Origin of the sequence: Delftia sp. SD018 (assembly GCF_017355445.1) — a bacterium.
In the GTDB taxonomy this organism is placed as follows: domain Bacteria; phylum Pseudomonadota; class Gammaproteobacteria; order Burkholderiales; family Burkholderiaceae_C; genus Comamonas; species Comamonas acidovorans.
In genome coordinates this window covers 66,858-91,684 of sequence record NZ_JADDRN010000016.1, presented here as the reverse complement: position 1 = coordinate 91,684, position 24,827 = coordinate 66,858, and the positions used below count along the sequence as shown (strand labels likewise).

The 24,827-nt window shown below is 66.8% G+C and carries 20 protein-coding genes; 10 read left to right on the top strand and 10 right to left on the bottom strand.

Going from position 1 to position 24,827, the window contains the following annotated elements:
* Positions 1-95 precede the first annotated feature (95 nt).
* Positions 96-1,064 carry a tripartite tricarboxylate transporter substrate binding protein BugE gene (locus INR38_RS17060; RefSeq protein ID WP_012202811.1) on the top strand — a complete coding sequence of 323 codons (969 nt, stop codon included), beginning with the start codon at positions 96-98 and terminating at the stop codon, positions 1,062-1,064.
* A 175-nt stretch (positions 1,065-1,239) separates the two neighbouring features.
* Entirely contained in the window at positions 1,240-2,172 is a 933-nt protein-coding gene (locus tag INR38_RS17055) for an N-formylglutamate amidohydrolase (RefSeq protein ID WP_013804573.1), read from the top strand.
* Positions 2,173-2,247: 75 nt separating this feature from the next.
* Here the strand turns inward: INR38_RS17055 and INR38_RS17050 are convergent, their stop codons facing one another.
* Genes INR38_RS17050 through INR38_RS17040 form a run of 3 tightly spaced genes read right to left on the bottom strand, consistent with a single transcriptional unit; the run spans position 2,248 to position 4,528 of the window.
* The gene (locus tag INR38_RS17050) at positions 2,248-3,003 is read right to left on the bottom strand and encodes an SPOR domain-containing protein (protein ID WP_197944767.1); all 756 of its coding nucleotides are present in this window, start codon (positions 3,001-3,003) and stop codon (positions 2,248-2,250) included.
* A gap of 35 nt (positions 3,004-3,038) precedes the next feature.
* A complete protein-coding gene (locus tag INR38_RS17045; protein ID WP_012202814.1) occupies positions 3,039-3,869 on the bottom strand; it encodes a biotin--[acetyl-CoA-carboxylase] ligase in 831 nt (276 codons plus the stop codon).
* Positions 3,866-4,528 carry an SET domain-containing protein-lysine N-methyltransferase gene (locus INR38_RS17040; RefSeq protein ID WP_043825378.1) on the bottom strand — a complete coding sequence of 221 codons (663 nt, stop codon included), beginning with the start codon at positions 4,526-4,528 and terminating at the stop codon, positions 3,866-3,868. Before INR38_RS17040 ends, INR38_RS17045 begins: the two co-directional genes overlap by 4 nt.
* Before the next feature lie 127 nt (positions 4,529-4,655).
* Here INR38_RS17040 and INR38_RS17035 point away from each other — a divergent pair, with 127 nt between their 5' ends.
* Both INR38_RS17035 and INR38_RS17030 read left to right on the top strand, forming a co-directional pair.
* Entirely contained in the window at positions 4,656-7,568 is a 2,913-nt protein-coding gene (locus INR38_RS17035; RefSeq protein WP_198821862.1) for a DNA topoisomerase III, read from the top strand.
* A 114-nt stretch (positions 7,569-7,682) separates the two neighbouring features.
* The gene (locus tag INR38_RS17030; protein WP_043825450.1) at positions 7,683-8,462 is read left to right on the top strand and encodes a tyrosine-protein phosphatase; all 780 of its coding nucleotides are present in this window, start codon (positions 7,683-7,685) and stop codon (positions 8,460-8,462) included.
* Positions 8,463-9,116: 654 nt separating this feature from the next.
* Here the strand turns inward: INR38_RS17030 and INR38_RS17025 are convergent.
* Positions 9,117-11,642, bottom strand: a complete 2,526-nt coding sequence (locus INR38_RS17025) for a transglycosylase domain-containing protein (protein WP_207475979.1) — start codon at positions 11,640-11,642, stop codon at positions 9,117-9,119.
* Positions 11,643-11,806: 164 nt separating this feature from the next.
* Positions 11,807-12,376 carry a ferritin-like domain-containing protein gene (locus INR38_RS17020; RefSeq protein ID WP_013804567.1) on the bottom strand — a complete coding sequence of 190 codons (570 nt, stop codon included), beginning with the start codon at positions 12,374-12,376 and terminating at the stop codon, positions 11,807-11,809.
* A 231-nt stretch (positions 12,377-12,607) separates the two neighbouring features.
* On the opposite strand from INR38_RS17020, the gene INR38_RS17015 reads away from it, so the two are divergent.
* The 3 genes from INR38_RS17015 (at position 12,608) to INR38_RS17005 (ending at position 14,872) form a co-directional block, all read left to right on the top strand.
* Entirely contained in the window at positions 12,608-13,114 is a 507-nt protein-coding gene (locus tag INR38_RS17015) for a glutathione peroxidase (RefSeq protein ID WP_180318300.1), read from the top strand.
* A 121-nt stretch (positions 13,115-13,235) separates the two neighbouring features.
* Complete coding sequence (locus tag INR38_RS17010) at positions 13,236-14,300, top strand: asparaginase (RefSeq protein ID WP_013804565.1); 1,065 nt, start codon at positions 13,236-13,238, stop codon at positions 14,298-14,300.
* Positions 14,301-14,413: 113 nt separating this feature from the next.
* Positions 14,414-14,872: an RDD family protein gene (locus tag INR38_RS17005; protein ID WP_012202823.1), complete on the top strand. Its 459-nt coding sequence runs from the start codon at positions 14,414-14,416 to the stop codon at positions 14,870-14,872.
* A gap of 39 nt (positions 14,873-14,911) precedes the next feature.
* Here INR38_RS17005 and INR38_RS17000 read toward each other — a convergent pair whose 3' ends face one another.
* The 5 genes from INR38_RS17000 to sbcD form a co-directional block, all read right to left on the bottom strand.
* Positions 14,912-15,292: a lysozyme inhibitor LprI family protein gene (locus INR38_RS17000; RefSeq protein ID WP_242699095.1), complete on the bottom strand. Its 381-nt coding sequence runs from the start codon at positions 15,290-15,292 to the stop codon at positions 14,912-14,914.
* A 50-nt stretch (positions 15,293-15,342) separates the two neighbouring features.
* Positions 15,343-16,197 (bottom strand): LysM domain-containing protein, encoded by an 855-nt coding sequence (locus INR38_RS16995; protein ID WP_311317754.1) that lies wholly within the window; start codon positions 16,195-16,197, stop codon positions 15,343-15,345.
* Positions 16,198-16,690: 493 nt separating this feature from the next.
* Positions 16,691-17,299, bottom strand: coding sequence for a hypothetical protein (locus INR38_RS16990; RefSeq protein WP_207443430.1), 609 nt, complete (start codon positions 17,297-17,299; stop codon positions 16,691-16,693).
* A gap of 255 nt (positions 17,300-17,554) precedes the next feature.
* The gene (locus tag INR38_RS16985; protein ID WP_207443429.1) at positions 17,555-21,052 is read right to left on the bottom strand and encodes an AAA family ATPase; all 3,498 of its coding nucleotides are present in this window, start codon (positions 21,050-21,052) and stop codon (positions 17,555-17,557) included.
* Positions 21,049-22,326 (bottom strand): exonuclease subunit SbcD, encoded by a 1,278-nt coding sequence (sbcD, locus tag INR38_RS16980; RefSeq protein ID WP_012202827.1) that lies wholly within the window; start codon positions 22,324-22,326, stop codon positions 21,049-21,051. The genes INR38_RS16985 and sbcD overlap by 4 nt, the downstream gene beginning before the upstream one ends.
* Before the next feature lie 139 nt (positions 22,327-22,465).
* Between sbcD and INR38_RS16975 the strand changes: the two genes are divergently transcribed.
* From INR38_RS16975 to INR38_RS16965, 3 genes are all read left to right on the top strand, one after another.
* Positions 22,466-22,852: a VOC family protein gene (locus tag INR38_RS16975; RefSeq protein WP_013804558.1), complete on the top strand. Its 387-nt coding sequence runs from the start codon at positions 22,466-22,468 to the stop codon at positions 22,850-22,852.
* Between the two features lie 90 nt (positions 22,853-22,942).
* Positions 22,943-23,554 (top strand): class I SAM-dependent methyltransferase, encoded by a 612-nt coding sequence (locus tag INR38_RS16970; RefSeq protein ID WP_207443428.1) that lies wholly within the window; start codon positions 22,943-22,945, stop codon positions 23,552-23,554.
* 8 nt (positions 23,555-23,562) lie between these two features.
* Entirely contained in the window at positions 23,563-24,420 is an 858-nt protein-coding gene (locus INR38_RS16965) for a tRNA-uridine aminocarboxypropyltransferase (protein ID WP_199962245.1), read from the top strand.
* Positions 24,421-24,827 lie beyond the last annotated feature (407 nt).

The following is a 24,827-nucleotide window of genomic DNA, read 5'->3' as shown; positions in this document are numbered from 1 at the left end:
GAAAGTATTCCTGTTTGGAATATTAACAGGCACAGTATTTGCTTTTTTTGTGAGCAGATTTCTTTTAATCTGAACTTGTTTGTAAGAAAGATCCTATGCAACGACGTCATTTCCTTGCTTCCATCGCCGCTTCTTCTGTCGTTCCTGGAATGTCCTTCGCCCAGGACACCTCCCGTCCCCTGCGCATCGTCGTTCCGTTCCCTGCTGGTGGCTCCACCGACATGGTCCCGCGCAACATGCAGGACGTGCTGCCCAAGCTGCTGGGCGGCCAGGCCGTGGTGATCGAGAACAAGGCCGGCGCTGGCGGCTCCATCGGCATGGCCGAAGTGGCGCGTGCCACGGACGGCGTGACCTTCGGCATCGCCACGCTGTCCACGCACGGCGTGAACCCCGCCGTGTTCAAGAAGCTGCCCTACGACGCCATCAACGACTTCGTCGGTGTGACCGAGATCGTCAAGGCGCCCGGCGTGATCGTGATCAACCCCAAGCTGGTGCCCGCCAACAACTTCGCCGAGTTCGTGAAGTACCTGAAGGCCAACCCCGGCAAGGTCAGCTTCGCAACACCCGGCAACGGCACCATCGGCCACATGTGGGGCGCCCAGTTCATGAAGAGCACGGGCACCGAGATGCAGCACATTCCCTACCGCGGTGCAGGCCCGGCCATCAACGACGTGCTCGGTGGCCAGGTTCCCGTGTACTTCGACCAGGTGGCTTCCTCGCTGCCCCACATCAAGGGCGGCAAGGTCAAGGCCCTGGCCGTGTCCTGGCATGAGCGCCTGGACGTGCTGCCCGACGTGCAGACCTACGCCGAAGCCGGCCATGCCGACCTGAACGATCCCTCCTGGTTCGGCCTGGTGGCCCCCAAGAGCACGCCGCCCGAGCAGATCGCCCGCGTGCAAAAGGCCATCGCGGCCGCGCTCAAGGACCCGGCCGTGCAAAAGCGCATGGCGGCCCAGGGCCTGTACATCTCCGGCACCAGCAGCGACGCTTTCACCAAGCAGATCGCCAGCGAAGTCGCCAAGATGAAGAAGATTGCCGCCACGGCCCAGATCCAGCTGGATTAAAGGCTCCCCCTGAGGCGCTTCGCGCCTTCCCCCTCTCTCGCTTCGCGGGAGGGGGACGACGCCCTCGCTGCGGGGCGGCCCTTGCTCGGCGTCCCTGGCCTGGGACGCGCCAGTTTCATGGCGGGCTGGCCGCAGCGCAGCGGTGCAATGCGTAACCGAGATAGACCACTTCCTCATGCATCCCGTCCTGCGACTGATCAGTCAGAACTTCCTGCAATCCCTGCCCGGCGCGGCAGGCTCCGGCGCGGCCGATGCCGCGCCGCCCATGGTCACCAGCGTTGCCGGCGCCAGTGCCGTGGTGCTGGACTCGCCGCACAGCGGCACGGTCTACCCGGCGGACTTCGGCTCCTGCCTGCCGCTGGCCACGCTGCGCCAGGCCGAGGACACGCATGTGGAGAAGATCTACGCCTTTGCGCCGGGCCTGGGCGTGAGCTGGGTGGAGGCGCATTTCCCGCGCATCTACCTGGATGCCAACCGCGACACCACCGAGATCGACACCACCATGATCGAGGGCGAGTGGCCGCTGCCCGTCACCACCGACCAGGTCGTGCTGCAGAAGGTGCGCCTGGGCAAGGGCCTGATCTGGAAGTTCACCGATGAGGGCGTGCCCATCTATGACCGCCAGCTGCCCGCCGCTGAACTGCTGCAGCGCATCGAGCGCTGCTGGAAGCCCTACCACGCCGCCGTGGAGCGTGCCATCGACGGCGCCCATGCGCGCCATGGCTACAGCATCCATATCAACTGCCACTCCATGCCTTCCGTCGCAGCCAGCCATGCCACGCTGCACCCGGGCCTGGTCCATGCCGACTTCGTCATCGGCGACCGCGACGGCAGCACGGCCAGCCCGGCGCTGTCCGAGCGCATCTGCGCCTTCCTGCGCGAGCGCGGCTACAGCGTGGACTACAACCATCCCTACAAGGGAGTGGAGCTGGTGCGCCGCTACGGCAAGCCCGCCGAGCACCGCCACAGCATCCAGATCGAGATCAACCGCAAGCTCTACATGAACGAGCAGACCCTGGATCTCGACCAGGCCGGCTACCTGCGCCTGACCACCGACCTGAAGGTGCTGGTGGAGCAACTGATGGCCACCGATCCGCGTACGCTCTGAAGCCCCTGCGAGTGAAATGCAAAAGGCCCGCGATCACAGGATCGCGGGCCTTTTTTCATCGTGCCCTCGCGGGGCTCAGCAGGGCCTGAACGGCTTGCCCTCGAAGGCCTTGCCGCCCATGGACTCAACCTGGCTGCGCAGCGCGGGCGTGGCCTGGGGCAGGCGCAGCGTGTAGAGGGTGATGTCGGGGCGCTCCTGCACCACGCGGGCCGTGCGCACGCCCTGGCGCGCAACGTTGGTCAGCTCGCGCGTGGCCGCTTCCTCGGAGGAGAAGCGGCCCAGCGACAGGCCGGGCTCCAGCGCGCCGCCTGCGCGGTCGAAGTCGATCTTGCGTGCACGCAGTTCCGCGCGCTTGCGCTCCAGGAACTCGGCATCGGGGAATTTGCCCATGTAGACCATCCAGCGGCCCGGCTGGTGCGTGCTGCTCAGGTCCCACTGGTCGCTGGCGACCTGGGCGATGAGGCCGCGGCGCAGCGCCTCGGCATGGCGGTCTTCGATGCCCGTGGCCACCAGGCAGCTGGTGGGCTGGCCCGCGGCTTTCTCGGGGCGAGCCGGTGCGGCGGGTTCCTCGCCACTGGCCGGTGCCGCAGGTGCTGCGGGCGTGGCGGGTGCCGCAAGGGACGCAGGAGCCGTGCCCGGGGTGGCCGAGGAGGGGGCTGGCGCATTGTCCACACTCAGCAGGCTCAGCGCCTCCGGGCGCACCTGCTGGCCCAGGCGCTCGGGCTCGGTCTGGGATGGCGGTGCCAGGCCCAGGGCCTGGAGCTGGCCGTGGTTCCAGAGGTAGTAGCCGGCATTGGCCAGCACCAGCAGCAGGAAGGCGATTCGCAGCATGTCGTTTCTTGGGCCCTAGTGATGAGTCACCCGCCCTAGCCTACAGCAGCCGGACGCACGCTGATTTCCGAGCTGGTGATGGCCTGCAGGCCGCGCGCCGTGCGCACCAGCAGCGCGCCATCGGGGCCCACGCCCTCGGCCGTGCCGCTTTCGCCATCGCTGAGATTGACGGCGCGGCCACGCAGCAGGTCGCGCTGGGCAAAGCGCTCCACCAGCGGCGCAAAGCCCTGGGCTGCAAAGGTCTGTATGTCGGAGACCAGGCCCGGCAGCACGCAGGCCAGGGCGGTGGGCGCGTCCAGGCGCTCGTCCAGTTCCAGCAGGCTGGCCGGGGGCGTGCGCATGCCGTCGCCGGGGCGCGGGCGCACGTTCAGGCCGATGCCCACGACCACGTAGCGCGGCGTGCCGGGCTCATGTGCGGCGCTGCCGACAAAGCTGGCCGTCTCGATCAGGATGCCGCCGAGCTTGCGGTCGCCGTCGATCCACAGGTCGTTGGGCCATTTGAGGCCGATGCGCGGGCGCTGCGAGCCCGGTGCGGGCAATTGCGGCTGCAGGCTTTGCGCCACGCTCAGGCCCACGGCCAGCGACAGGCCGGACCAGTCGGCAGGCGCCAGCGGCATGCCCAGTGAGAAGGTCAGCGAATCGCCCACGCCGCTGGTCCACTGGCGGCCCAGCCGGCCCCGGCCGGCGGTCTGCACTTCGGTCACCAGCAGCACGGGTTCGTTGCGGCCATCGCGGGCACGCGCCATCAACTCGGTATTGGTCGAGCCGATGCTGGGCACGATTTCCACGGAAAAGCCCGGCAGTTGCGGCTCGATGGCCTGCCACAGCGATTCCGCAGGCCAGTGAATGGGGGACGATGCCATCATGCGCCGGCCTTTGTGGAGGATTTGCGGGATTTTTTCCTTGGCTTTTGGGGGGCCTTTTCCAAATGCTTTTCCAAAGGCTTTTCCGCTTTGACCTGCTGCTTTTTGGCCCGCTTTGTCTTTTCAGATTGTTCCGATGCCGGCTTTGCGCTGGCCGGCAATGCATCGCCGGGCATGGGCGGGCGCCAGCCGCGCTTGGGCGCCAGCAGCGTGCCGCGGCAGGTGGCCGCGCCGCACCAGCATGGATACTCGGCCTTCAGCTTCCTGGTGTAGGGTTCGTCGATGATCAGGCCGTAGTCGTAGCTCAGCTCCTCGCCGGCGGCGATGTTGCGCAGCGCGACGATGAAAATCCGGCCATCGCGCTCATCGGTGTAGCAATTGGGAGCGCAGCTGTGGTTGATCCAGCGCGAGGAGTTGCCGCCGTAGTTGGCGTCGATCACGCGGTCTTCGTCCACGTGGAAGTAGAAGGTATGGTTGGGCTGGCTGGGGTCGTGCGGATGCCGGTCCTGGGCTTCCTGCCAGCTGACGATTTCCCCTACGTACTCGACAAGGACCTCGCCTTCGGCAAGATCCTGCGCGGCGAAGACGCCCTTGCCATGGACACCCGAGCGGCGGGTCTGGATACGGCGGCCGCCGGAAGGGGCCAAAGCTGTGCGGGGCATGTTTTCTCTGATAACTTGAATAGGCACACATGCGCGTGCGCGTACACGTACGTACACGCGTGAGCCATGGATTGTAGAAGCGCAGGCTGCGACATGCAGGTCCTGCGGGGAATGACGAGTACACACAATGACAAAGACCCTGGTGATTGCTGAGAAGCCTTCGGTCGCGCAGGACATCGTCCGCGCGTTGACTCCGGTGGCGGGCAAATTCGACAAGCACGATGAATACTTCGAGAGCGAGCACTACGTCGTGACCAGCGCCGTGGGCCACCTGGTGGAAATCCAGGCGCCCGAGGAATTCGACGTCAAGCGCGGCAAATGGAGTTTTGCCAACCTGCCGGTGATTCCGCCGTATTTCGACCTCAAGCCCGTGGACAAGACCAAGAGCCGGCTCAATGCCGTGGTCAAGCTGGCCAAGCGCAAGGATGTCACCGAACTCATCAACGCCTGCGACGCGGGCCGCGAGGGTGAGCTGATCTTCCGCCTGATCGAGCAGTACGCCGCAGGCGCCAAGCCCGACGGCAAGGGCCTGGGCAAGCCGGTCAAGCGCCTGTGGCTGCAGTCCATGACGCCGCAGGCTATCCGCGACGGCTTCCAGAACCTGCGCAGTGACGCGCAGATGCTGGGCCTGGCCAGCGCCGCGCGCAGCCGCTCCGAGGCCGACTGGCTGGTGGGCATCAACGGCACGCGCGCCATGACGGCTTTCAATTCGCGCGATGGCGGCTTCTTCCTGACCACCGTGGGCCGCGTGCAGACGCCCACGCTGTCCCTGGTGGTGGAGCGCGAGGAAAAGATCCGCAAGTTCGTGAGCCGCGACTACTGGGAAGTGCATGCCGCCTTCGATGCGCAGGCCGGCCAGTACCTGGGCAAGTGGTTCGATCCCCAATGGAAGAAGAGCGAGGATGCGGAAGCCCGCGCCGACCGCATCTGGAATCAGCGCGACGCCCAGGCCATTGCCGACGCCGTGCGCGGCAAGCCGGCCCAGGTCACCGAGGAGTCCAAGCCCACGTCCCAGGCCAGCCCGCTGCTGTTCGACCTGACCAGCCTGCAGCGCGAGGCCAACGGCAAGTTCGGCTTCTCGGCCAAGACCACGCTGTCGCTGGCGCAAAGCCTGTACGAGCGCCACAAGGCCCTGACTTACCCGCGTACCGACTCGCGTGCCCTGCCCGAGGACTACGTGCCCGTGGCGCACCAGACCTTCGCCATGCTGGCCGGCAGCGGCATGCGCCACCTGGCGCCCTTTGCCCAGCAGGCGCTGGACGAGAACTACGTGCGCCCGACCAAGCGCATCTTCGACAACAGCAAGGTGTCGGATCACTTTGCCATCATCCCGACCACGCAGGCGCCCAGCGGCCTGTCCGAGGCCGAGCAAAAGCTCTATGACCTCGTCGTGCGCCGCTTCATGGCCGTGTTCTTCCCCAGTGCTGAGCACCAGGTGACCACGCGCATCAGCAAGGTCGAGCAGCACAGCTTCAAGACCGAAGGCAAGATCCTGGTCAAGCCCGGTTGGCTGGCCATCTACGGCAAGGAGGCCGCCAACGAGGTCGAAGGCGGCAAGGACGGCGACAAGGGCCAGCCCCTGGTCGCGGTGCAGCCCGGCGAGCAGCCGCGCGCCGGCCAGGTCGATCCCAAGGGCCTCAAGACCAAGCCGCCCGCGCGCTACTCCGAAGCCACGCTGCTGGGCGCCATGGAAAGCGCCGGCAAGCAGGTCGAGGACGACGAGCTGCGCGAGGCCATGCAGGAAAAGGGCCTGGGCACGCCTGCCACGCGCGCGGCCATCATCGAAGGCCTGCTGACCGAAAAGTACATGCTGCGCGAAGGCCGCGAGCTGATTCCCACGGCCAAGGCCTTCCAGCTCATGACCCTGTTGCGCGGCCTGGGTGTGGAAGAACTCTCGCGCGCCGACCTCACCGGCGAATGGGAGTACAAGCTGGCGCAGATGGAAAAGGGCCAGCTCTCGCGCGATGCCTTCATGCAGCAGATCCAGTCCATGACGGAAAAGCTGGTCAAGAAGGCCAAGGAATACGACCGAGACACCGTGCCCGGCGACTACGCCACCCTGTCCACGCCTTGCCCCAACTGCGGCGGCGTGGTCAAGGAGAACTACCGCCGCTACGGCTGCACGGGAAGCGACGGACAGGGCGCGGGCTGTGGCTTCTCGTTCACCAAGTCGCCTGCAGGCCGCACCTTCGAGACGGCCGAGGCCGAGCAACTGCTGCGCGACCGCCGCCTGGGCCCGCTGGACGGCTTTCGCTCCAAGGCAGGCTGGCCCTTCGTGGCCGAGGTCACCATCGTGCACGATGAGGAAGGCGGCAACTACAAGCTCGAGTTCGACTTTGGCGACGACGCCGCCTCCGAAGACACGGGCGAGCTGGTGGACTTTGCCAGCCAGCAATCGCTGGGCCCCTGCCCCAAGTGCGGTGCGCCGGTCTTCGAACACGGCAGCAACTACGTCTGCGCCAAGGCCGTGCCCACGCTGGCCCAGGCCACGCCCAGCTGCGACTTCAAGAGCGGCCAGATCATCCTGCAGCAGCCCATAGAGCGCGAGCAGATGCAAAAGCTGCTGCAGACTGGCAAGACCGACCTGCTGGACAAGTTCGTCTCCAACCGCACGCGCCGCAGCTTCAAGGCCTTCCTGGTCTGGGATGGCGCGGCCGGCAAGGTCAACTTCGAGTTCGAGCAGCGCGACAGCAAATACCCGCCACGCAAGACGGCGGCCGCCAAGAGCGCGCCGGCCAAGAAGGCACCTGCCAAGAAAGCCGCGGCCAAGACCACGGCAAAGACCGCCACCAAGACCGCGCGCAAGCCGGCTGCCGGCACGCTGCAGCCCAGCGCGGCCCTGGCCGCCGTCATCGGCGAAGGCACGGTGGCGCGTACCGAGGTGGTCAAGAAGCTGTGGGAATACGTCAAGGCCCAGAACCTGCAGGACCCCAAGGACAAGCGCGTCATCCGCGCCGACGACAAGCTGCGCCCCGTCTTCGGCAAGGACAGCGTGAACATGTTCGAGCTGGCCGGCATCGTCGGCAAGCATCTGGCGTAAGGCGCCTGCCTGACCTGATCCTGCGACCCGCTTTTGCACCTTGCCGGAGCGGGTCGCCGGCCTGACACGGGGACAACACATGCTTGGGCTAATCTAGCGGGCATGGATACCGAAATGCTCACCCCGGCAGCGGCTGCCGCCGCTGCTTCCTCCCCGGCGCCCTCGCGCTCCATCCGCCTGGACGGCGCCTCCAACTTCCGAGACCTCGGTGGCTACACGGGCCTGGATGGCCGGCGCGTGCGCTGGCGCACGCTGTTCCGTGCAGACCATCTGGCCGGCCTCAGCGCAGCGGACCTGGACGTGCTGCAGGGCCTGAAGCTCGCACGCAGCGCGGACTTCCGGGGCAAGATGGAAAGCGCCCACCTGGCCTACGAATGGCCGGGCATTGCCCGCCATGCGCTCATCGTCGAGCCCACCGTGGTGCAGCGCGCCAGCGCCCTGATTGCCGCAGGCAACGACCTCACGGCCGCCCATGCCGAGGAGCTGATGCAGGACACCTACCGCAGCTTCGTGCACGACTACGCGCCACGCTTTGCACAGCTGTTCCAACTGCTGCTGGACAGCCAGGACCCGCTGGTCTTCCACTGCACGGCCGGCAAGGACCGCACGGGCTGGGCCGCCGCCTTGCTGCTCACCGCGCTGGGCGTGGACGAGGACACCGTGATGCAGGACTACCTGCTGACCAACCAGCTCTACCAGCGCCCCGCCACCACCTTCGCCCCCATGCCTGCCGAGGTGATGGATGTGCTGTGGCGCGTGCAGGCGTCCTACCTGGCGGCGGCCACCGACATGGTGCGGGCCGACTTCGGTGGAATGCAGGGGTATCTGCGGGATGCGCTGGGCATCGACAGCGCTGCACGCGAGCGGCTGGCTGCGCTTTACCTGGAAGGTTGATTACCTTCGCTCACGGGGCGGCGGGTTGGCGCGGCTAACATGGGCTGTGCCGGTCGGTTGCGCCGGAGATGAAGGAGATTGCGATGAAGTACGGCATGCGTGGGCTGGCCGCGATGGTGCTGGTGGCCCTGAGTGTGGGGCTGGCTGGCTGCGCGGGCGGGGTGGCTGGGGATGTTTCGGGGAGCCAGGCGTCCAGTGGCAGTGGGGTGACGGTGTTTGGGACTGTGGATGCCAATGTGAGTCATACGCGGACTTCGCGGTGACTTGTTTTCTTGCCTGATCTGGGCTGATCTTCTGGACTGATTTTTGCTGCTTGCCTTTGCGGCGGGCAGGAGCCGGGTTTCGGCCCGGCGGCCGACTCCCTTTCTTATCGCGCGATAAGAAAGGAAGCAAAGAAGCGCGCCCCGCACTGCCCACGACCCTTCGCTTCGCTACGGGCGACCTGCGTTGGGCGGGATGCGGGGTGTGCCGCAGAACTCACTCCTTGCGCCTGCGGCGCAATCCGTTCAAACAACTGCGGCAAGCTAGACAACGAAGCAGCCCTGTCCTTCGGCAGGGCTGCCACCCCGCATCCCGCCCAACGCAGGCGTGGGCAGAAGGGGGGAGGCTGGGGACAGCCAACAGCCAACAGCCAACAGCCAACAGCCAGCCGGGTCAGGGCTGGATCGGCGTGATCACCACGCCGGTGCCTGCGGGGGCGTCTTCGTCGCCGGGCAGGGTGGGCGTGGCGGGGGTGGCTTCCTGCACTGCGCGCTGGTCCGTGGGGCCCAGCGTGCCCTGGGTGAGGGGGATGCTGGGAGCGGGCAGGGCGGGGGTGCTTTCTATGATTTCCTCGCCGGGCGACAGGCCCGGGCCGGGTTGCTCCGTGGGCTCGGGTGCGGGTTCAGGGGCCGGAGTCGGCTCCGGGATGGCGGGTTGGCCGGGCTGTGCGGGCGGCGGCTGGTCAGGCCACCAGTCCTGCATGCGTTCGCGCAGGCGGCCGACCATGTCGGACCACCAGTGGCTTTGTTCGGGCGGCTCGAAGCGGGCCTTGGCGTCGATGACGGGGCTGCGCAGGGCGCGGGACATGAAGTCTCCCACCATGGGCAGGGCGCTGCGCGAGCCCTGGCCCCAGCGGTCGCTGCGCAGGGTGATGCGCGGGTCGTTGAAGCCGGCCCAGGCGCCGGTGACGATTTCCGGGTGCATGAGGATGAACCAGCCGTCGGCATTGCCCTGGGTGGTGCCGGTCTTGCCGGCCACGTCGGCGTGGATGCCGTAGCGCTGGCGCACGGCCACGGCCGTGCCTTTGTCCACCACGGAGCGCAGCATGTCCACCAGGGCGTAGGCGTGGTCTTCGTCCAGCGCGCGCTCAGGCTTGGGCGGACTGAATTCGGCAATGACCTTGCCGTCGGCGTCCTCGATGCGCGTGACCATCATGGGTGGCAGCCAGCGGCCACCGTGGGCCAGGCTGGCATAGGCGTTGACCATTTCCAGCAGCGACACCGGGCTGCTGCCCAGGGCCAGGGCGGGTACTTCGTCCAGCGGGCTCTGGCGCACGCCCAGGGCGCGCGCCAGGCGCGCCACGCGGGCGGGGCCCACGGACTGCATGACTTCGGCGGTGATGGTGTTCTTGGAGTAGGCCAGGGCGTCGCGCAGCGTCATCTCGCGGCCCGTGGGTGGCGTGGCGTCGGTGGGGCGCCAGACTTCGCCGCCGGGCAGCTTGATTTCCACGGGGCCGTCCACGCGCTTGTCGTCGGGGGTGGCGCCCTGCTGCAGCGCGGCGCCATAGACAAAGGGCTTGAAGGTGGATCCGGGCTGTCGCCGTGCCTGCTGCACATGGTCGTAGGCGTCCTGCGTGAAGTCGCGGCTGCCCACCCAGGCCAGCACTTCGGAGGTGGCCGGGTTCAGCGCCACAAAGCCTGCCTGCACGCGCGTCTTGTCCTCGCGCAGCTGCTTCATGAAGGCCTTGTCGGCCAGCAGGGCCTTGAGGGTGTCTTCCTCGCTGTCCTTGTCCGTTGCCTTGTCCTTGCCTTGGCCGTCCGCGCGTTTGCGCGCCGCGCGCCAGGCGGGGGTCTCCCGCACCAGCTGTTGCACCAGCGGGTTGGCGGCATTCCAGCCGTCGCGCTGGCTCCAGGCGCCATTGGCCACGCCCTGCAGCGTGCGCGTCTGGCGCGCCACGGCCTGGTTGGCCCAGTTCTGCAGGCGCGAGTCGATGGTGGTGTGCACCACCAGGCCGTCGGTGTAGATGTTGTAGTCGTTGCGGTCGGCCCAGTCGATCAGCCACTTGCGCAGCTGCTGCGCGAAGTGGGGCGCCATGCCCAGGGGCTCTTCCTGGCGCTCGAAGTTGATGCGCATGGGGCGCTTCTTGAGCTGGGCGAACTCGGCCTCCTGCAGCACGCCGCGCTTGACCATTTGCGACAGCACCGTGTTGCGGCGGTACAGCGCGCGGTCGGGGTTGAGCACGGGGTTGTAGTAGCTCGTGCCCTTGAGCATGCCCACCAGCGTGGCGCTTTCCAGCACCGTCAGCCGCGCGGCGGGCTTGTCGAAATAGGTGCGCGCCGCCATCTCTATGCCGAAGGCGTTGTAGAGGAAGGGGACGGTATTCAGATAGGTTTCGAGGATCTCGTCCTTGGTGTAGAGCGCCTCGATCTTGAAGGCCGTGATCGCCTCCTTGAGCTTGCGGTTGAGCGTGGGCGCGCGGCCGATTTCGGTCGGGTACAGGTTGCGTGCGAGCTGCTGGGTGAGGGTGGAGCCGCCCTGCGGATCGCCGCGCAGCGTGTGCACCACCGAGCCCAGCGTGCGGCGCCAGTCCATGCCGTGGTGCTCGTAGAAGCGGTGGTCCTCCGTGGCGATCAGCGCCTTGATCACCGAGGGCGACATCTCGTCGAGCTTCACCCACTGCCGGTTGCTGCGCTTGAACTGCGCGAGCTGCTTGCCATCCGCGCTCATGATCTGGGCGGGCTGCTCCAGCTTGGCCTTGCGTATGTCGCGGATGCCGGGCGTGAACGGGATCAGGGCCAGCACATACAGCGCGAACAGCAGCGGCAGCGCGGCGGCGAACAGCAGCCATTCACGCCGCGTGGGCCAGCGGTGCCACCAGGGCAGGGCCGCCACGCGCTGGCCGATGCGGCTGGCCAGCAGCCTTTGCCAGGCTGCGAGCACAGCTTCGGGCAGCTTCAAGTCATTGAAAGAAAAGCGCATATTGCAAGACGGCCCTGATGACAGGACATCAGGGCCGATAGGGCGGGACCATTTCCGCGAAGCCGAGAGAATGCCCAAAAAAACGGCACCCCGCTCGCGCGGGGTGCCTTGCCTATGGGCCAAGCCCCGGTATTGTCGGGCTGGCGGGTACTGGCGGGAAGTGCTTATTTCTCCAGCCAGTCGGACAGCTCGTCCGCGTGTTCCTGCTCCTGCTCCAGGATGGATTCGATCAGCCGACGCGTGGTCGGGTCCTTGTCGCCGATCAGGTCGATCATCTGGCTGTAGGCCTCGATGGCCACGCGCTCGGCGATCAGGTTGGTGCGGATCATGGCCTTCAGGTCCATCTCGCCGTTGTAGTCGGCATGGCTGCGCTGGGTCAGCGTCTGGGGGTTGAAGTCGGGCTCGCCGCCCAACTGCACGATGCGCTGGGCCAGCTTGTCGGCGTGGGCCATTTCCTCGTTGGCATGGACCAGGAACTCGTCGGCAATGGCGGGCGAAGCCAGGCCCACGGCCGTGAAGTGGTGGCGCTTGTAGCGCATCACGCACACCAGCTCGGTGGCCAGCGAGTCATTGAGCAGCTTGATGATGTCCTCGCGCCAGGGTCCGAAGTGCGGGGTCACGGCGCCATCGTCCAGGCTGTGCTTGGCGGCCTCCAGGGCCTTGGGGTCCAGCGCCAGGTGGCCGTTGCCGGCGTTGGATTTGGCTTGCTTCGTGGGGGTGCTGTTGGGGTTCATACGTGGTCTCTTCATCGTGGGACGGAAACTACGGCAGGCATGCGCCTATGCGGCTTGTAAACACCTGCCAGCGAAACGGGACCAGGCGGGCCGATGTGCCCGCCTGTTGCCTTCCAAGGTAAGTTTTTGGTCGCCTGCTGTCTGTGAGACAAGTCCGCATCCCCATGCCCGGCCAGCGCGCCCCTGGGTGTCCCGGCGCTACCATGGGCGCTCCACTCCAGGAGCACCCGCATGAATGACACCGCCGCCGCGCCCCGCTCGGCCTACGACTTCGAGGCCACCTCCATCACGGGCCAGGCCGTCCCCCTGTCGGACTACCGCGGCAAGGTGCTGCTCATCGTCAACACCGCCAGCGCCTGCGGCTTCACGCCGCAGTACGCGGGCCTGCAGGCGCTGCATGAGCAGTACGGCGGGCGCGGCCTGGTGGTGCTGGGCTTCCCGTGCAACCAGTTCGGTTCTCAGGAAAAGGGCAGCGAATCGGAAATCGCCAGTTTCTGCGACCTGAACTTTGGCGTGCGCTTTCCGCTCATGGGCAAGATCGACGTCAACGGCGCCAACGCCCACCCGCTGTACCGCTGGCTCACGGCCGAGGCGCCGGGCGTGCTCGGCACCAAGGCCATCAAGTGGAACTTCACCAAATTCCTCGTTGGCCGCGACGGCCAGGTCATCCGCCGCTATGCGCCGCAGGATGCGCCGGCCAAGCTGTCCACGGACATCGAGGCCGCGCTGGCGCTTTGATGCGCGTTGATGCGCGCTGATCGCGCCTGTCCATCAGGGTTTCACGCAGGGCCGGCAGCGCGGGCCGGCCGCACGCCATGGTTAGCATGCTCCTTGACATCACAACAAGGAGACAACACCCGTGAAAGCCTTCCGCCGCACCGCCCTCGCCCTGCTCACTGCCTGCACCTTGCCCATGATTGCTACCAGCGCCGCCGCCCAGGAAAAGCCCGTGGTCCAGTTCATTGCCACGGGCGGCACCATCGCCATGAAGATCGACCCGGTCAAGAACGCGCCCGTGCCCGCGATCTCGGGCGACGACCTGCTGGCCACCGTGCCCGACGTGGGCAAGTACGCGCGCATCCAGGTCAACAACCTGTCCAACGTGCCCTCCGACTACATGGACCCGGCCCGCTGGGTGCAGCTCACCCAGGCCGTACAGGCCGCGCTGGCCCGCCCTGAGGTGGCTGGCGCCATCGTCTCGCACGGCACGGACACGCTGGAGGAAACCGCCTTCTGGCTGGACCTGACCGTGCAGTCGTCCAAGCCCGTCGTGCTCATCGGCGCGCAGCGCAATGCCTCGGTGTCCGACTTCGACGGGCCGCGCAACCTGCTCAACGCCGTGCGCATCGCCGTGGACCCCAAGGCGCGCGACAAGGGCGCCATGCTGGCCATGAACAACCAGATCAACGCCGCGCGCTACGTCACCAAGACACACACGGCCAACGTGGAAACCTTCCGTTCGGGTGAGTTCGGCTTTCTGGGCGAGGTCTACCCGGACCGCGTGAACTTCGCCTCCGCCCCCGCGCGCCGCCAGCACCTGCCTATCCAGGCGCAGACCATGCCCGAGGTGGAGATCTTCCCCATGTACGGCGGCGCCAACGGCCAGGCCGTGCGCCAGGCGGTGGACCGTGGCGTCAAGGGCATCGTCATCGACGCCCTGGGCATGGGCAACATGAACGTCGCCATGCTCGATGCCGCCAAGTACGCCATCGGCAAGAACGTGCCCGTGGTCGTCAGCACGCGCGTGCACAACGGCCGCGTCATGCCCAGCTACGGCTTCGAGGGCGGCGGCAAGACCTCGTTCGAGGCCGGCGCCGTCATGGCCGACGATCTGCGCGCGCCCAAGGCGCGGATCCTGCTGATGCTGGCGCTGCAGTCCGGCGTGACGGGGCAGAAGGACCTGCAGGCGGTATTCGATCGATAGTTCGACCGACAGGCCGCCGCAACCCTGCCGCGCAGGCCCTGGCCTTGCGCGGCATTTCTGACGGGGCACCGAGGTGGCACACTGGCAGCCTCATATGCCAACCAGGGCGCACCATGCAGGATGACGATCTCGAATACGTAGGCTTCTGGGCCCGCACCGGCGCCGCGCTGATCGACACCGTGATCCTGCTCGTGCTCATGCTTCCGGCCCTGATCTCCATCTATGGCTGGGAATACCTGGAGTCCGAAAAACTGCTGCACGGCCCGGCCGATTTCGTCATCTCCTGGGTGCTGCCTGCCATTGCCGTCGTCATCTTCTGGATCAAGAAACAGGCCACGCCGGGCAAGATGCTCATCGCCGCCAGGATCGTGGACGCGCAGACCGGCGCGGACATGAGCACACGGCAGGCCATCATTCGCTACCTGGCCTATTTCGTGTCCATCATCCCGCTGTGCCTGGGGTTGATCTGGGTGGCCTTTGACCCGCGCAAGCAGGGCTGGCACGACAAGATTGCGGGCACCGTGGTGGTCAGGCCCAAGCACCGGGGCGTGCAGCCGGTGAAGTTCCGCTGACACGCGCACCTCAGGCGCGCCCGCAGCGGGCGCTCCGTGCTATTTCAACGGCAGCTCGGATGTGGCGTCGCGCAGCTGCGCGGCCCGCCCGAAGTTCAGTGCTGCAGCACAGGACAGGCGCCTGATCTCCGTCGCGTTGCCGGCTGCGCCGCCAGCCAGAGAAGCAAGCCAGCTGCATTGGGCATCGCGGTACTGCGTGAACTCCTTGCCGGAGGCGGACAGCCTGGCCTTGGCCTGGGAGGCATATTTGGCATCCTCATCCCATTGCCCCAGTGCGCTGGCTGCCTGTTCCTCGGCCTGCTTCAATGCCTTGTGGCTGTCTGCGAGCCTGCGCGCCAGGCAGTCTCGCATTCCGGCCTGGGAGTGGGCACTGCATTCCTCGCGCAAGGCGCGTTCATCGGGTTGAGGAATGATTTCCATGGCGAGGCTCCACAGAGGAATGCAGGCTGCCAGTGCCAGGGTTGTCAGCTTTATTGTGCGCATGCGACCGCCTTTGCGCTGCGAACCAGCGATAGGGTGTGGTTGAGTTTACGTGCGTAGTTGGGATCGCCGCCGCCGTTGTAGCGTTGCGCCACCATGTTGGCGGAAATGGAGCGCCAGCCTGTAATGACGCGCTGGACGGACGCCTTCTGGTACCTCAAAACCTGCCCCGGCTGTAGCGTGGCCGCTTTGGGGTTGAGTCTCTTGAGTGTCTCTGGAGTGCTGCCCTGTGTCTTTGCAATCTTTTCCAGGCTGTCACCGCGTTTGACTGTGACTTCGTACACCTTCGGATCTGAAGCAGGCACAGTCTGGAACTCGAAATTGGCCATGCGCATGAGCAGATAGCCAATGCCTGCATGAATATTGTGCGTGGGTATGGAGCGAACAGATCCCGTGGTCAGACGGCCCTTCCAGGCGGGCGGCAGAATCAGGTCGCTGCCTTCGTCATTCGACAGAAATGATGACAGCCCAGGATCTCCCGTGACACCGATTTGCATGGGCTTGGAGTTCCATTGTGAGTTATTGGCGCCAGTTTCAACCCATAGCATAGCCTTGATGAGTTGCCAGTCGAGGGACACGTATCCTGCTGTACTGGAAAGATGGCGGTTGTACTCGTTGACTGCCATTTGAATGTCACAGTCCCAGGCGTTCCACTTTGGGTCACCGACAGCTTTCGTAATGCCTTCTTTCCATTGCTCAAAATCCATTTTTTGAGGTGCTTGAGTCGCCATATAAGTCCTGCCTAAGAGTTTCCCGGTTGGTGTCCGGCATTCTGGCATACAGGAGTTGAGGCCCTTCATTGCAATCCGCGGCGATATGCTGCGGGTGGAGCTATAGCTGCTCATGATCTGGTTGTTGTTTCAATTAAATACATATTGATCTGCTGGTTTTATTGATCCTTTGAGTCCGGCGGCAAGCAAAGGTCTTTCGAGTGAAGATGGACTTCCACCGTTGCATCGGTTGGTATACGAAGCGCAGGCCGTGGCCGTCAACTGTGCTGTTGCTGCGGTCCTGCCAAGAGACCCGCATTCCAGCGTCCATGCCTTGTTCTGCGGCTCGGTCGATGGGGGGGTCTTTGGTGATGCCTGAAGACAGGCGCGGCACGAAGTGAGAGTCTGCGTGCAGGCCTTGGACCAGGAGTACGGCCGCCCAGCAGAGTTCAGCTGGGTCAAGACCAAGTCGCAGCGATGCTGATGGCTTTGGTGGAAGGCGCCGGGTGCTATTGAGGCTCAGATCAGCGAACTGCTACTCAATCAGTTGACCATCGATGTGTGCATGCTGGCTGCCGCGCTATTTCGAGTTGGTAGCGCCGGGCAGCACCCGTCCGCTCCCCGTGGCTCAATCCTCTTCCAACCCCGGCTCGTCCACCACGAAGCCCGAGCCGTCCTCGTCGCAGAACACGCATTGCTGCAAGAAGCTGTCCAGGCTGCTGGCGTGGAACCAGATCAGGCCCTGGTCTTCGTCGCAAAGCATGTCGGTCTGCTCGTCCACGCTGGCGGCGGCAAAGCCGCTCAGTTCCATTTCTTCGAGGAAATGCTCCAGGTCCTCGCAGCCCGCAAACAGCTCATGGTCCAGGCTGCCGATGCGGCCCTTGAAGGCGCCGTGCAGCACTTCCACGAAGGGGTTGCCGCCGGGGTCATGGCCAATGACCATGAAGTGCGCGGCAAACAGGTTCTCGCGCTGGTGGTCCTCCACGTCGCAGTGCTCCGAGCCTGCGCGGAAGTGGTGCAGGGTGCGCAGCCAGGCGTGGTTGTCGCCGGTCTCGTCGTCGGCCTGCAGGTAGTCCTCGCGGTCGGGCTCCGCTTCGAGCCGGTCGAAGTCCAGGCCGTTCTGCGTGATCAGGAACTGCGCGTAGGCGTCGGAGAAGCCTTGCGCGGCCTGGTACTCGCGCACCGCCTGGGCGTCGGGCAGGGCCAGGCCGAAGGGATTGGGAAAGCGCACTTGCATGGAGCGGTCCTTGAAAAGGAGTGAACGGCGGCCACGCAGGCCGTGCCCGCAGGATGGTGCAGGCGTTGGGCGGCAGTTTGGTGACAGTTCTGTAGTGACTCACAGCCCCGCAAGCAGAGTCGGGCGAAGCGGTAGCACGCAACAACTTACCGGCAGAAATCGAAAGAGCCTTTTTCGGTACGTTTCTCAAAAAACCAGAAACGTACCGAAATTCTTTTCAAAACAACAGCCTAAGAGATTTTGAAACGCTTCGGATCACGAAGAAACCACCAGCCTCGAATGCCCCACGCCACCGCCTTTCTCCACCCGCACCTGCACGGCGATGCGCTCCTTGAGCGCCTCCACGTGGCTGATGATGCCGATCATCTTGCCGCTGTCGTTGAGCCGGTCGAGTGCGTCGAGCGCGATCTCCAGCGTGTCGGCATCGAGCGTGCCGAAGCCTTCGTCGAGGAACAGTGAGTCGATGGAGGTCTTGTGGCTGACCAGGTCGGACAGCGCCAGGGCCAGGGCTAGGCTGACGAGGAAGGCCTCGCCGCCCGATAGCGTGCGCGTGTCGCGCGGGGTGTCGCCCTGCCAGCTGTCGACGATGTCCAGTTCCAGCTCGCCTTCGGGCTTGCGGCGCAGCAGGTAGCGGCCGTGCAGGCGTGCCAGGTGGAGGTTGGCCAGGTGCAGCAGGTGGTCCAGGGTGAGGCCCTGGGCGAAGCGCCGGTATTTGTCGCCCTTGGCCGAGCCGATGAGGCCGTCCAGGTGCTGCCACAGGTCGCTGTCGCTGGCCTGGGCGGCGATGTGCTCGAACAGGGCCTGCTGGCCCTGGCGGCGGCGCTGGTCGTCGGCCAGCTGGGCGCGGGCGCCGCCCAGTTGTTGGCTGAGTGCCGTATGGCGCTCCTGCAGTGTTTGCAGCAGCGCCTGGATGGCTTCGGGTGCCAGGTCGGTCGGGGCCTGGGCCTGCAGATCCGCGTACTCGCGCTGTGCGGCTTCGAGCAGGGTGGCCGCGCGCTGTTGTGCCGCCTGCAGTTGCTGGCGCAGCGTGGCCAGGCGCTGGCGTTCGGGTGCGGGCAGCAGGGCCTGCAGGAAGGCGGGCTCGTCAGCAAAGGGGCTGGCGGCCAGGGCGGCCTGCCATGCGGATTCGGCCTGGGCCGCTTCCTCGCGCTGGCGGGCCAGCGTGGCCTGGGCCTGTTGCTGCTGGCCTTGCAGGGCATCCTGCTGGCGCGTGAGAGCGGCGATGTCGCTGGCGCATTCGGCCAGGGCCTGCGGCAGCTGTTCCACGGGCGGCAAGGGGGGTGAAGGCGGCTCTGCCACAGCCGTATCGGCGGGATGGGGCTGCGCCGTTCTCTGCTCCTCCCACTGCGCCTCCCACTGTGTTTCGGACTGTTTTTTCCAGCGCTGCGCATCGGCCTCGGCCGCCTCGCATTCCTTGCGCTGCAAGGCCATGGATTGGGCCAGTTGCTGCAGGTCGTGCCGCGCCTGTTGCCAGTGCTGCCATTCGGCTTCGCGCGCTTCAAGCCAGGGCCGGGCGTCGTCGGGCACCGTGTGGCCGGCCTCGCCGAGTGAGCCCTGCAACTGCGCGTTCAGCGCCTGGGCTTCGGCCTGCAGGCCGGCGATGGATTGCTGCAGTTCTTCGCGGCGTGCGCTGTGGTCGGCCAGGGCCTGCTGCTGCAGCGCAAGCTGGCCTTGCGCGGTCTGCAGTGACTGGCGGCTGTGTTGGGCGGCGTCCTTGGCCTGTTGCACGGCCTGCTCGCCTTGCTCGGCGGCCTGCACGGCGCGCTTGAGTGTGTCCAGCTGGCGGGCGCAGGCCTGGGCCGATGCGGCGAGGGTGTCGGCCTGTTGCCAACTGTCTGGCGCGAGTTGCAGGGGTTGCGTGAGGCCCTGCCATGTGTCGTTCCATGTGCCGTGCCAGCGTGCGATGTCTTGTTCCAGTTCGTCGGCCTGGCGCTGGCGCGCAGCCTGCGCGGCCGTGGTGGCGGCCAGCGTGGCGCGGGCGGTTTCGCCCTGGGTTTGCAGGGCGTCGAGTTCATCCTGCTTGCGGCGCAGCGCGGCTTCGGTGGCCGAGGCGTCCAGCGCTTCGTAGGCGGCCACGGCCGGGTGCTCGTGCGCGCCGCACAGCGGGCAGGGCTGGCCGGGCTGCAGTGCGTGGCGGTGCTCGGACAGGCTTTGGATGCGCTGCTCCTGCAGGAGCAGGGTCTGCTTGTCCGCGACCTGTTCCTTGACGCTCTTGTACTGCTGCCGCAGGGCTTGCAGCGATGTGTCCTGCGCCCGCGCCTGTGCCTCTCCATCGCGCAATTCCTGCTCCAGCGCAGCTTGCTGGCGCGCAAGTTCGCGGCGCTGCGCGGCCTGGGTTTCTGCCTGGCGCCACAGGTGCAGGCGGTCCTGCTCTGCCTGCTCGCGCGCGCGCAGCTCGGCCATGCCGCCGCTGCCTTGAAGGCGCTGCGCCTGTTCGTCCTGCGCGTGCTGGAGTGTGGCGCTGGCGCGGGCCTGGGCGTCGGTGGCGGCCTGGACCTGGGCCGTGCCGGCTTCGGCGCTTTGCGCCATGCGGGCCTGTTCGGCATCCAGCTTGCGCAGGGCCTGCTGCTGGCTGGCCGCTTGCTGTTGCTGGCTGGCGCGCAGCTTGAACTGCTGGCGCCAGCTGCCCAGGCGCTCGCCCAGCAGGGCATGGGCGGCATGCTGGGTGCAGAACTGTTCCAGCGTTTGGTGCTCGGCCTGCTGGCGTGCCAGGGTGTCTTGCGCGGCCTGGGCCAGGCGGGCGGACAGGGCCTGGGCATGGCGGTGCTGCAGCAGCAGGCGGGCCTGGGTCTGCTGTTCGTGCTCCCACAGTTGCTGCAGTTGCTGGCGGCTGTCATCGCAGGCGGCGGTGCTGCGCTGCCAGGCCTGGTGCAGCGGCTGCAGCGCCTGCGCGGGCTCGTCATGGGCCAGTCTTTCCAGTTCGGGCGCGGCCTGCTCCAGTGCCCGGGCGGCGTCTGCGCAGCCGGTGCGGGCGGCCTGCAGTGTCTGGGTGGCCTGGGCCAGTTGCTGCTGCCATTGGTGCTGGGCCTGGGTGCGCAGGTAGTCGGCCTGCAGCTCGGCCTGCTCCTTCACAAGGCTGTCGGCCTGGGCCTGCAGGGCATCGCGCGCCTCGGGTGTCAGCAACTCCACGCCATCGGCCTGGGCCTTGAGCTGGTCCAGGCGCTGGCGCGCGTCGCGGGCGCGTTCGAAGACTTTCTGCGAGATGAGGCCGTAGATCTCGGTGCCTGTCAGCTCTTCCAGCAGGCCGGCGCGGACGTTGGCATTGGCTTCAAGGAACGCCGCAAAGCCGCCCTGGGCCAGCAGCATGGACTTGGTGAAGCGCTCGAAGTCCAGGCCGGTGATGGCGGCGGTCTGCTCCAGCTTGTCGCGCGTCTGGCTGCTGAGGATGCTGCCGTCGCCCCGGGCCAGTTCCACCTTGGGCGCCTGCAGTGCGCCATCGAGCCTGTCGCGTGCGCGGCGCTGGCTCCAGAAGGCGCGGTAGACCTGCCCCTTGACCTCGAACTCGACCTCGGCCAGACAGTCGGCCGTGTGGCGCGTCATGAGGTCGTTGGCCGATGCCGAGATGTTGTTCAGCCTGGGTGTCTGGTGGTACAGCGCCAGGCAGATGGCATCGAGCAGGGTGGACTTGCCCGCGCCCGTGGCCCCGGTGATGGCGAACAGGCCGTTGCCCGCGAACGGTGCCTGCATGAAGTCGATGCGCCATTCGCCCTTGAGCGAGTTGAGGTTCTTGAGCCGCAGCGTAAGGATCTTCATGCGCGGGCCTCCTCGCCGTGTTCGCCGGCGCCTGGCTGGGGCGCATCAAGCCCGGCCACCACTTCCTGGTAGCGCCGGGTGAGGGCCTGGGCCAGGCCGGGCTCCAGTGTTTCCAGCGCCAGGCGGCGCTCGAAGACGTCGGCGGGGCTGATCTCGTGCAGCGACTCGCCGGCGGCGGCGGCCATGCCGGCCACCGCCCGGCCGCGCTGGCGCCGCACGCGCAGCAGTTCCACGGGCAGCTCGTCGGCCAGGGCCTGCACGCGGTCGGTGAGCTGGGGCAGGTAGTCGTCCTGCTCCACCACCACCTCCAACCATACGGACCGTGCAGGGCTGCCGGCCTGGGCGGCGGCGCGCATCAGATCCGGCAAGGCGGTCAGGCTGCCTGCCACCGAGGCCATGGGCTGAAAGCAGGGCACGGGCAGCGGCGTGACGGCCTGCAGCCCTTCGGGGCCCAGGTCCACCAGCAGCATCTGCTTGGACTGGCGGGCCTCGTCAAAGCTCAGCGCAATGGGCGAGCCGCTGTAACGGATGTGCTCCAGGCCGCCCACTTTCTGCGGCTGGTGGATGTGGCCCAGGGCCACGTAGTCGGCGGGCGGAAAGGCCGAGGTGGGGAAGGCGTCCAGCGATCCCACGTAGATCTCGCGCACGGACTCGCTGCTGCTGGCGCCCACGGTGGTGAGATGGCCCGTGGCGATGATGGGCAGGCGCTGGCCGGATGCGGCGGCCAGCGCGTCACGGCGTGCCATGGCGGCGTCGTGCACGCTGCGGTAGCACGACTCGATGGCGGCCTGCAGCGCCTGCTGCTTTTGCTCGGCGCTTTGGCCGGGCTGGCTCAGCACCAGGTCGCGCGGGCGCATGAAGGGCAGGGCGCAGACGATGCAGCCGGGCGCGGCCGGCTGCCCCGGCCGGCGCCGCAGCGGCAGCTCGACCACGTGGCTGGCCGTCTCGCCCACGGCGGCAACCACGGTGGTGTCCAGGCAGGCCAGCAGCTCGCGGTTCTCTGCCAGCGTGGCCACGGAGTCGTGGTTGCCGCCCAGCAGCAGCAGGGCCACGCCCGCCGCATGCAGGCGAACCACCAGCTGGCTGTACAGCTCGCGCGCATAGCTGGGCGGCGCGCCGGTGTCGAAGATATCGCCCGCGATGAGCACGGCATCCACCGCCTGGGCATCGACCTGCTCCAGCAGCCAGTCGATGAGCGCAGCGTGCTCGGCCTGGCGGCTCTTGCCCATGAAGTGCTGGCCCAGGTGCCAGTCGGAAGTGTGAAGAAGGCGCATGGTTTCGGTATCGCGGTATCGGTGCAATGTCCGCCGGCTGTGGCGGGGGCGACAGTATGGTCGCTGGCGCGCATGGGTGACAGCAGGACGGCGTGCCGCAGCTAACATCCCGGTTCGCATCAACCAAGGAGACACAGGCATGTTCAGCCACGTCATGGTCGGGGTCAACGACCTCGAAAAATCCAAGCAGTTCTACGACGCATTCCTGGGCGCGCTCGGCGTTGCCCCGGGCATGGCCAACAAGAACCGCTATTTCTACCGCAGCGCGGGCGGCACGTTTGCCATTTCCACACCGATCAACGGCGAGTCTGCCTGCCACGGCAATGGCGCGACCATTGGCTTTGCGACGCAGTCGCCCGAGCAGGCCGACGCGGCCCATGCCGCCGCCGTGGCAGCCGGGGGCGTGACCTGCGAGGATCCGCCCGGCTGGCGCGAGGCTTCGCCCGGTGGCCGGCTGTACCTGGCCTATGTGCGGGATCTGGATGGCAACAAGCTGTGCCTGTTGCATCGGCCGCCCAAGGCCTGAGCGAATACCGCATCCCGGCATATACAAACCCCTCTGCGCCATACTCCCGCCCGAACGCGCCCGCCGGGCGCTCACCCCCAAGGAGAATGCGTGCAATCAGCAAGTGACCAGTGGTTCGACGAGGCGTACTACCAGCGCTACTACTTCGACAAGAAGACCAGCGTGGTCGATACCGAGCATGTGAACCGTCTGGGCGCTTTCGTCTGTTCCTACCTGAGTTATGTGCGCGTGCCCGTGCGCCGCGTGCTGGATGTAGGCTGCGGCATTGGTCTGTGGCGCGAGGCGGTGCAGCGCCACTTCCCCGGTGCCAGCTACCACGGCGTGGAGTTCAGCGAGTACCTGTGCGGGCGCTTCGGTTGGGAGCGCGGCTCGGTGGTGGACTATGCGGCGCATGATCCTGCAGTGCCCTTCGATCTGGTGATCTGCCAGGGCGTGCTGCCCTATCTGAGCCCGCCGGATCTCAAGCGCGCGCTGGCCAATCTGGGGCGGTTGAGCCGAGGCGGTCTGTATGTGGAGGCGGTGGCGCGCGAGGATTACGAACGCGGCGTGATCGATGAGGATCTGACCGATCCGCGCCTGTTCCGCCACCGGGCCGATCTGTACCGGCGCGGGCTGGCCGAGCATTTCAAGGAACTGGGCGGCGGCGTGTGGCTGAGCCGCCGCGCCGAGCTGCCGCTGTTCGAGCTGGAAAGCGTGGGATGAGCCTGGAAATGTCAGCTGTGCCTGCTGCGGCGCAGGATGCCTGCGTGCCTCTGTCCTATCTGCGCGGCGTGGACTCCGGCGTGGCGCCGCATGCGGTCTCGCGGCTGCGCACGCAGCGGCTGGCGCGCAGCACGCGGCCGTTTCTGTCGCGCGGCGGGCCGCGCGGCGAGCGCTGCGAGGGATGCCGGCTGCGGCCTTCGCACTGCCTTTGCGCGCTGCGTCCCATGCTGCCGACGCGGGCGGGCTTTTGCCTGTTGATGCACGATGCCGAGCCGCTCAAGCCCAGCAACACGGGCTGGCTGATCGCCGATGTGGTGGAGCAGACGCACGCCTTCGGCTGGGCGCGCACCGAGGCCGATGCGGGCCTGCTGGCCTTGCTCGATGATCCGCAGTGGCAGCCCTATGTGGTGTTTCCCGGCGAGTTCGTGGAGCCGCCGCAGCGAGTGGTGCATGCGCTGCCGGTGCCCCGGGCCGGAGCCCAGGCCGGGACCGAATCGGACCCGGGCCGGCGCCCGCTGTTCATCCTGCTGGACGCGACCTGGCCCGAGGCGCGCAAGATGTTCCGCAAGAGCCCTTACCTGGACCGCTTTCCGGTGCTGAGCCTGCACCCGGACCAGGTGTCGCAGTACCGTCTGCGCCGCTCGCAGCGCGAAGACCATTTCTGCACCAGCGAGGTGGCGGCCCTGTGCCTGGAGCTGACGGGCGACGGAGGCGACCGGCGCGCAGGCCGTGCGCTGGAGAGCTACCTTGCCCTGTTCACCGAGCACTATCTGCGCGCCAAGAACCAGCAGCCGGTGCAGGCAGACAGTGACGCGCGCCGTGGTCTGCAGGACGCGATCTCTTCCGTTTGTCCGCCTGCTTGTTAAAAACGATAGCGGAAGATGCTGGTGTTCATTGGGATTGGTGGCGTTTTGTTCCAAATTGTTGACAGCGCATCCAACTCCCCTTGCCCTGTGTTCGCCAGTGGCTCAACAGGGCGGCGCAGGGCGGCATGAGGCCGGGCGCAGCAGCGTCGGCGACAACTTCCTGTTACGTTCCGGCCGCGGTGCGCTGCCCATACTCGCGGCGTGCGATGAGAGGTGGACAGGCGGCGGGGCGGGGTGACCCAGGATTCCAGGCTGAATGTCCATCGAACCTGGCCCGCAGGCGGTGATGGCTAAAATCGGATTTCGCTGAAATTCATCAGCCATTGCCCTGTGCTGCAGGGCATGTTCGTGCACGCAGGGCCGCCCGTAGAGGCGGCCCGCATCCTCCAGGTGCGCCGCAGCCGCGG

Excerpts from the sequence above, each read along its gene's own strand:
- INR38_RS17020 (WP_013804567.1), bottom strand. The coding sequence starts at position 12,376 with ATGAACCCCAACAGCACCCCCACGAAGCAAGCCAAATCCAACGCCGGC.
- INR38_RS17005 (WP_012202823.1), top strand. The coding sequence starts at position 14,414 with ATGCAGGATGACGATCTCGAATACGTAGGCTTCTGGGCCCGCACCGGC.
- INR38_RS16975 (WP_013804558.1), top strand. The coding sequence starts at position 22,466 with ATGTTCAGCCACGTCATGGTCGGGGTCAACGACCTCGAAAAATCCAAG.
- INR38_RS16990 (WP_207443430.1), bottom strand. The coding sequence starts at position 17,299 with ATGCAAGTGCGCTTTCCCAATCCCTTCGGCCTGGCCCTGCCCGACGCC.
- INR38_RS17045 (WP_012202814.1), bottom strand. The coding sequence starts at position 3,869 with ATGATGGCATCGTCCCCCATTCACTGGCCTGCGGAATCGCTGTGGCAG.
- INR38_RS17055 (WP_013804573.1), top strand. The coding sequence starts at position 1,240 with ATGCATCCCGTCCTGCGACTGATCAGTCAGAACTTCCTGCAATCCCTG.
- INR38_RS17000 (WP_242699095.1), bottom strand. The coding sequence starts at position 15,292 with ATGGAAATCATTCCTCAACCCGATGAACGCGCCTTGCGCGAGGAATGC.
- INR38_RS16965 (WP_199962245.1), top strand. The coding sequence starts at position 23,563 with ATGTCAGCTGTGCCTGCTGCGGCGCAGGATGCCTGCGTGCCTCTGTCC.
- sbcD (WP_012202827.1), bottom strand. The coding sequence starts at position 22,326 with ATGCGCCTTCTTCACACTTCCGACTGGCACCTGGGCCAGCACTTCATG.
- INR38_RS16985 (WP_207443429.1), bottom strand. The coding sequence starts at position 21,052 with ATGAAGATCCTTACGCTGCGGCTCAAGAACCTCAACTCGCTCAAGGGC.
- INR38_RS17030 (WP_043825450.1), top strand. The coding sequence starts at position 7,683 with ATGCTCACCCCGGCAGCGGCTGCCGCCGCTGCTTCCTCCCCGGCGCCC.
- INR38_RS17060 (WP_012202811.1), top strand. The coding sequence starts at position 96 with ATGCAACGACGTCATTTCCTTGCTTCCATCGCCGCTTCTTCTGTCGTT.
- INR38_RS17025 (WP_207475979.1), bottom strand. The coding sequence starts at position 11,642 with ATGCGCTTTTCTTTCAATGACTTGAAGCTGCCCGAAGCTGTGCTCGCA.
- INR38_RS17040 (WP_043825378.1), bottom strand. The coding sequence starts at position 4,528 with ATGCCCCGCACAGCTTTGGCCCCTTCCGGCGGCCGCCGTATCCAGACC.
- INR38_RS17050 (WP_197944767.1), bottom strand. The coding sequence starts at position 3,003 with ATGCTGCGAATCGCCTTCCTGCTGCTGGTGCTGGCCAATGCCGGCTAC.
- INR38_RS16995 (WP_311317754.1), bottom strand. The coding sequence starts at position 16,197 with ATGAGCAGCTATAGCTCCACCCGCAGCATATCGCCGCGGATTGCAATG.
- INR38_RS17015 (WP_180318300.1), top strand. The coding sequence starts at position 12,608 with ATGAATGACACCGCCGCCGCGCCCCGCTCGGCCTACGACTTCGAGGCC.
- INR38_RS17035 (WP_198821862.1), top strand. The coding sequence starts at position 4,656 with ATGACAAAGACCCTGGTGATTGCTGAGAAGCCTTCGGTCGCGCAGGAC.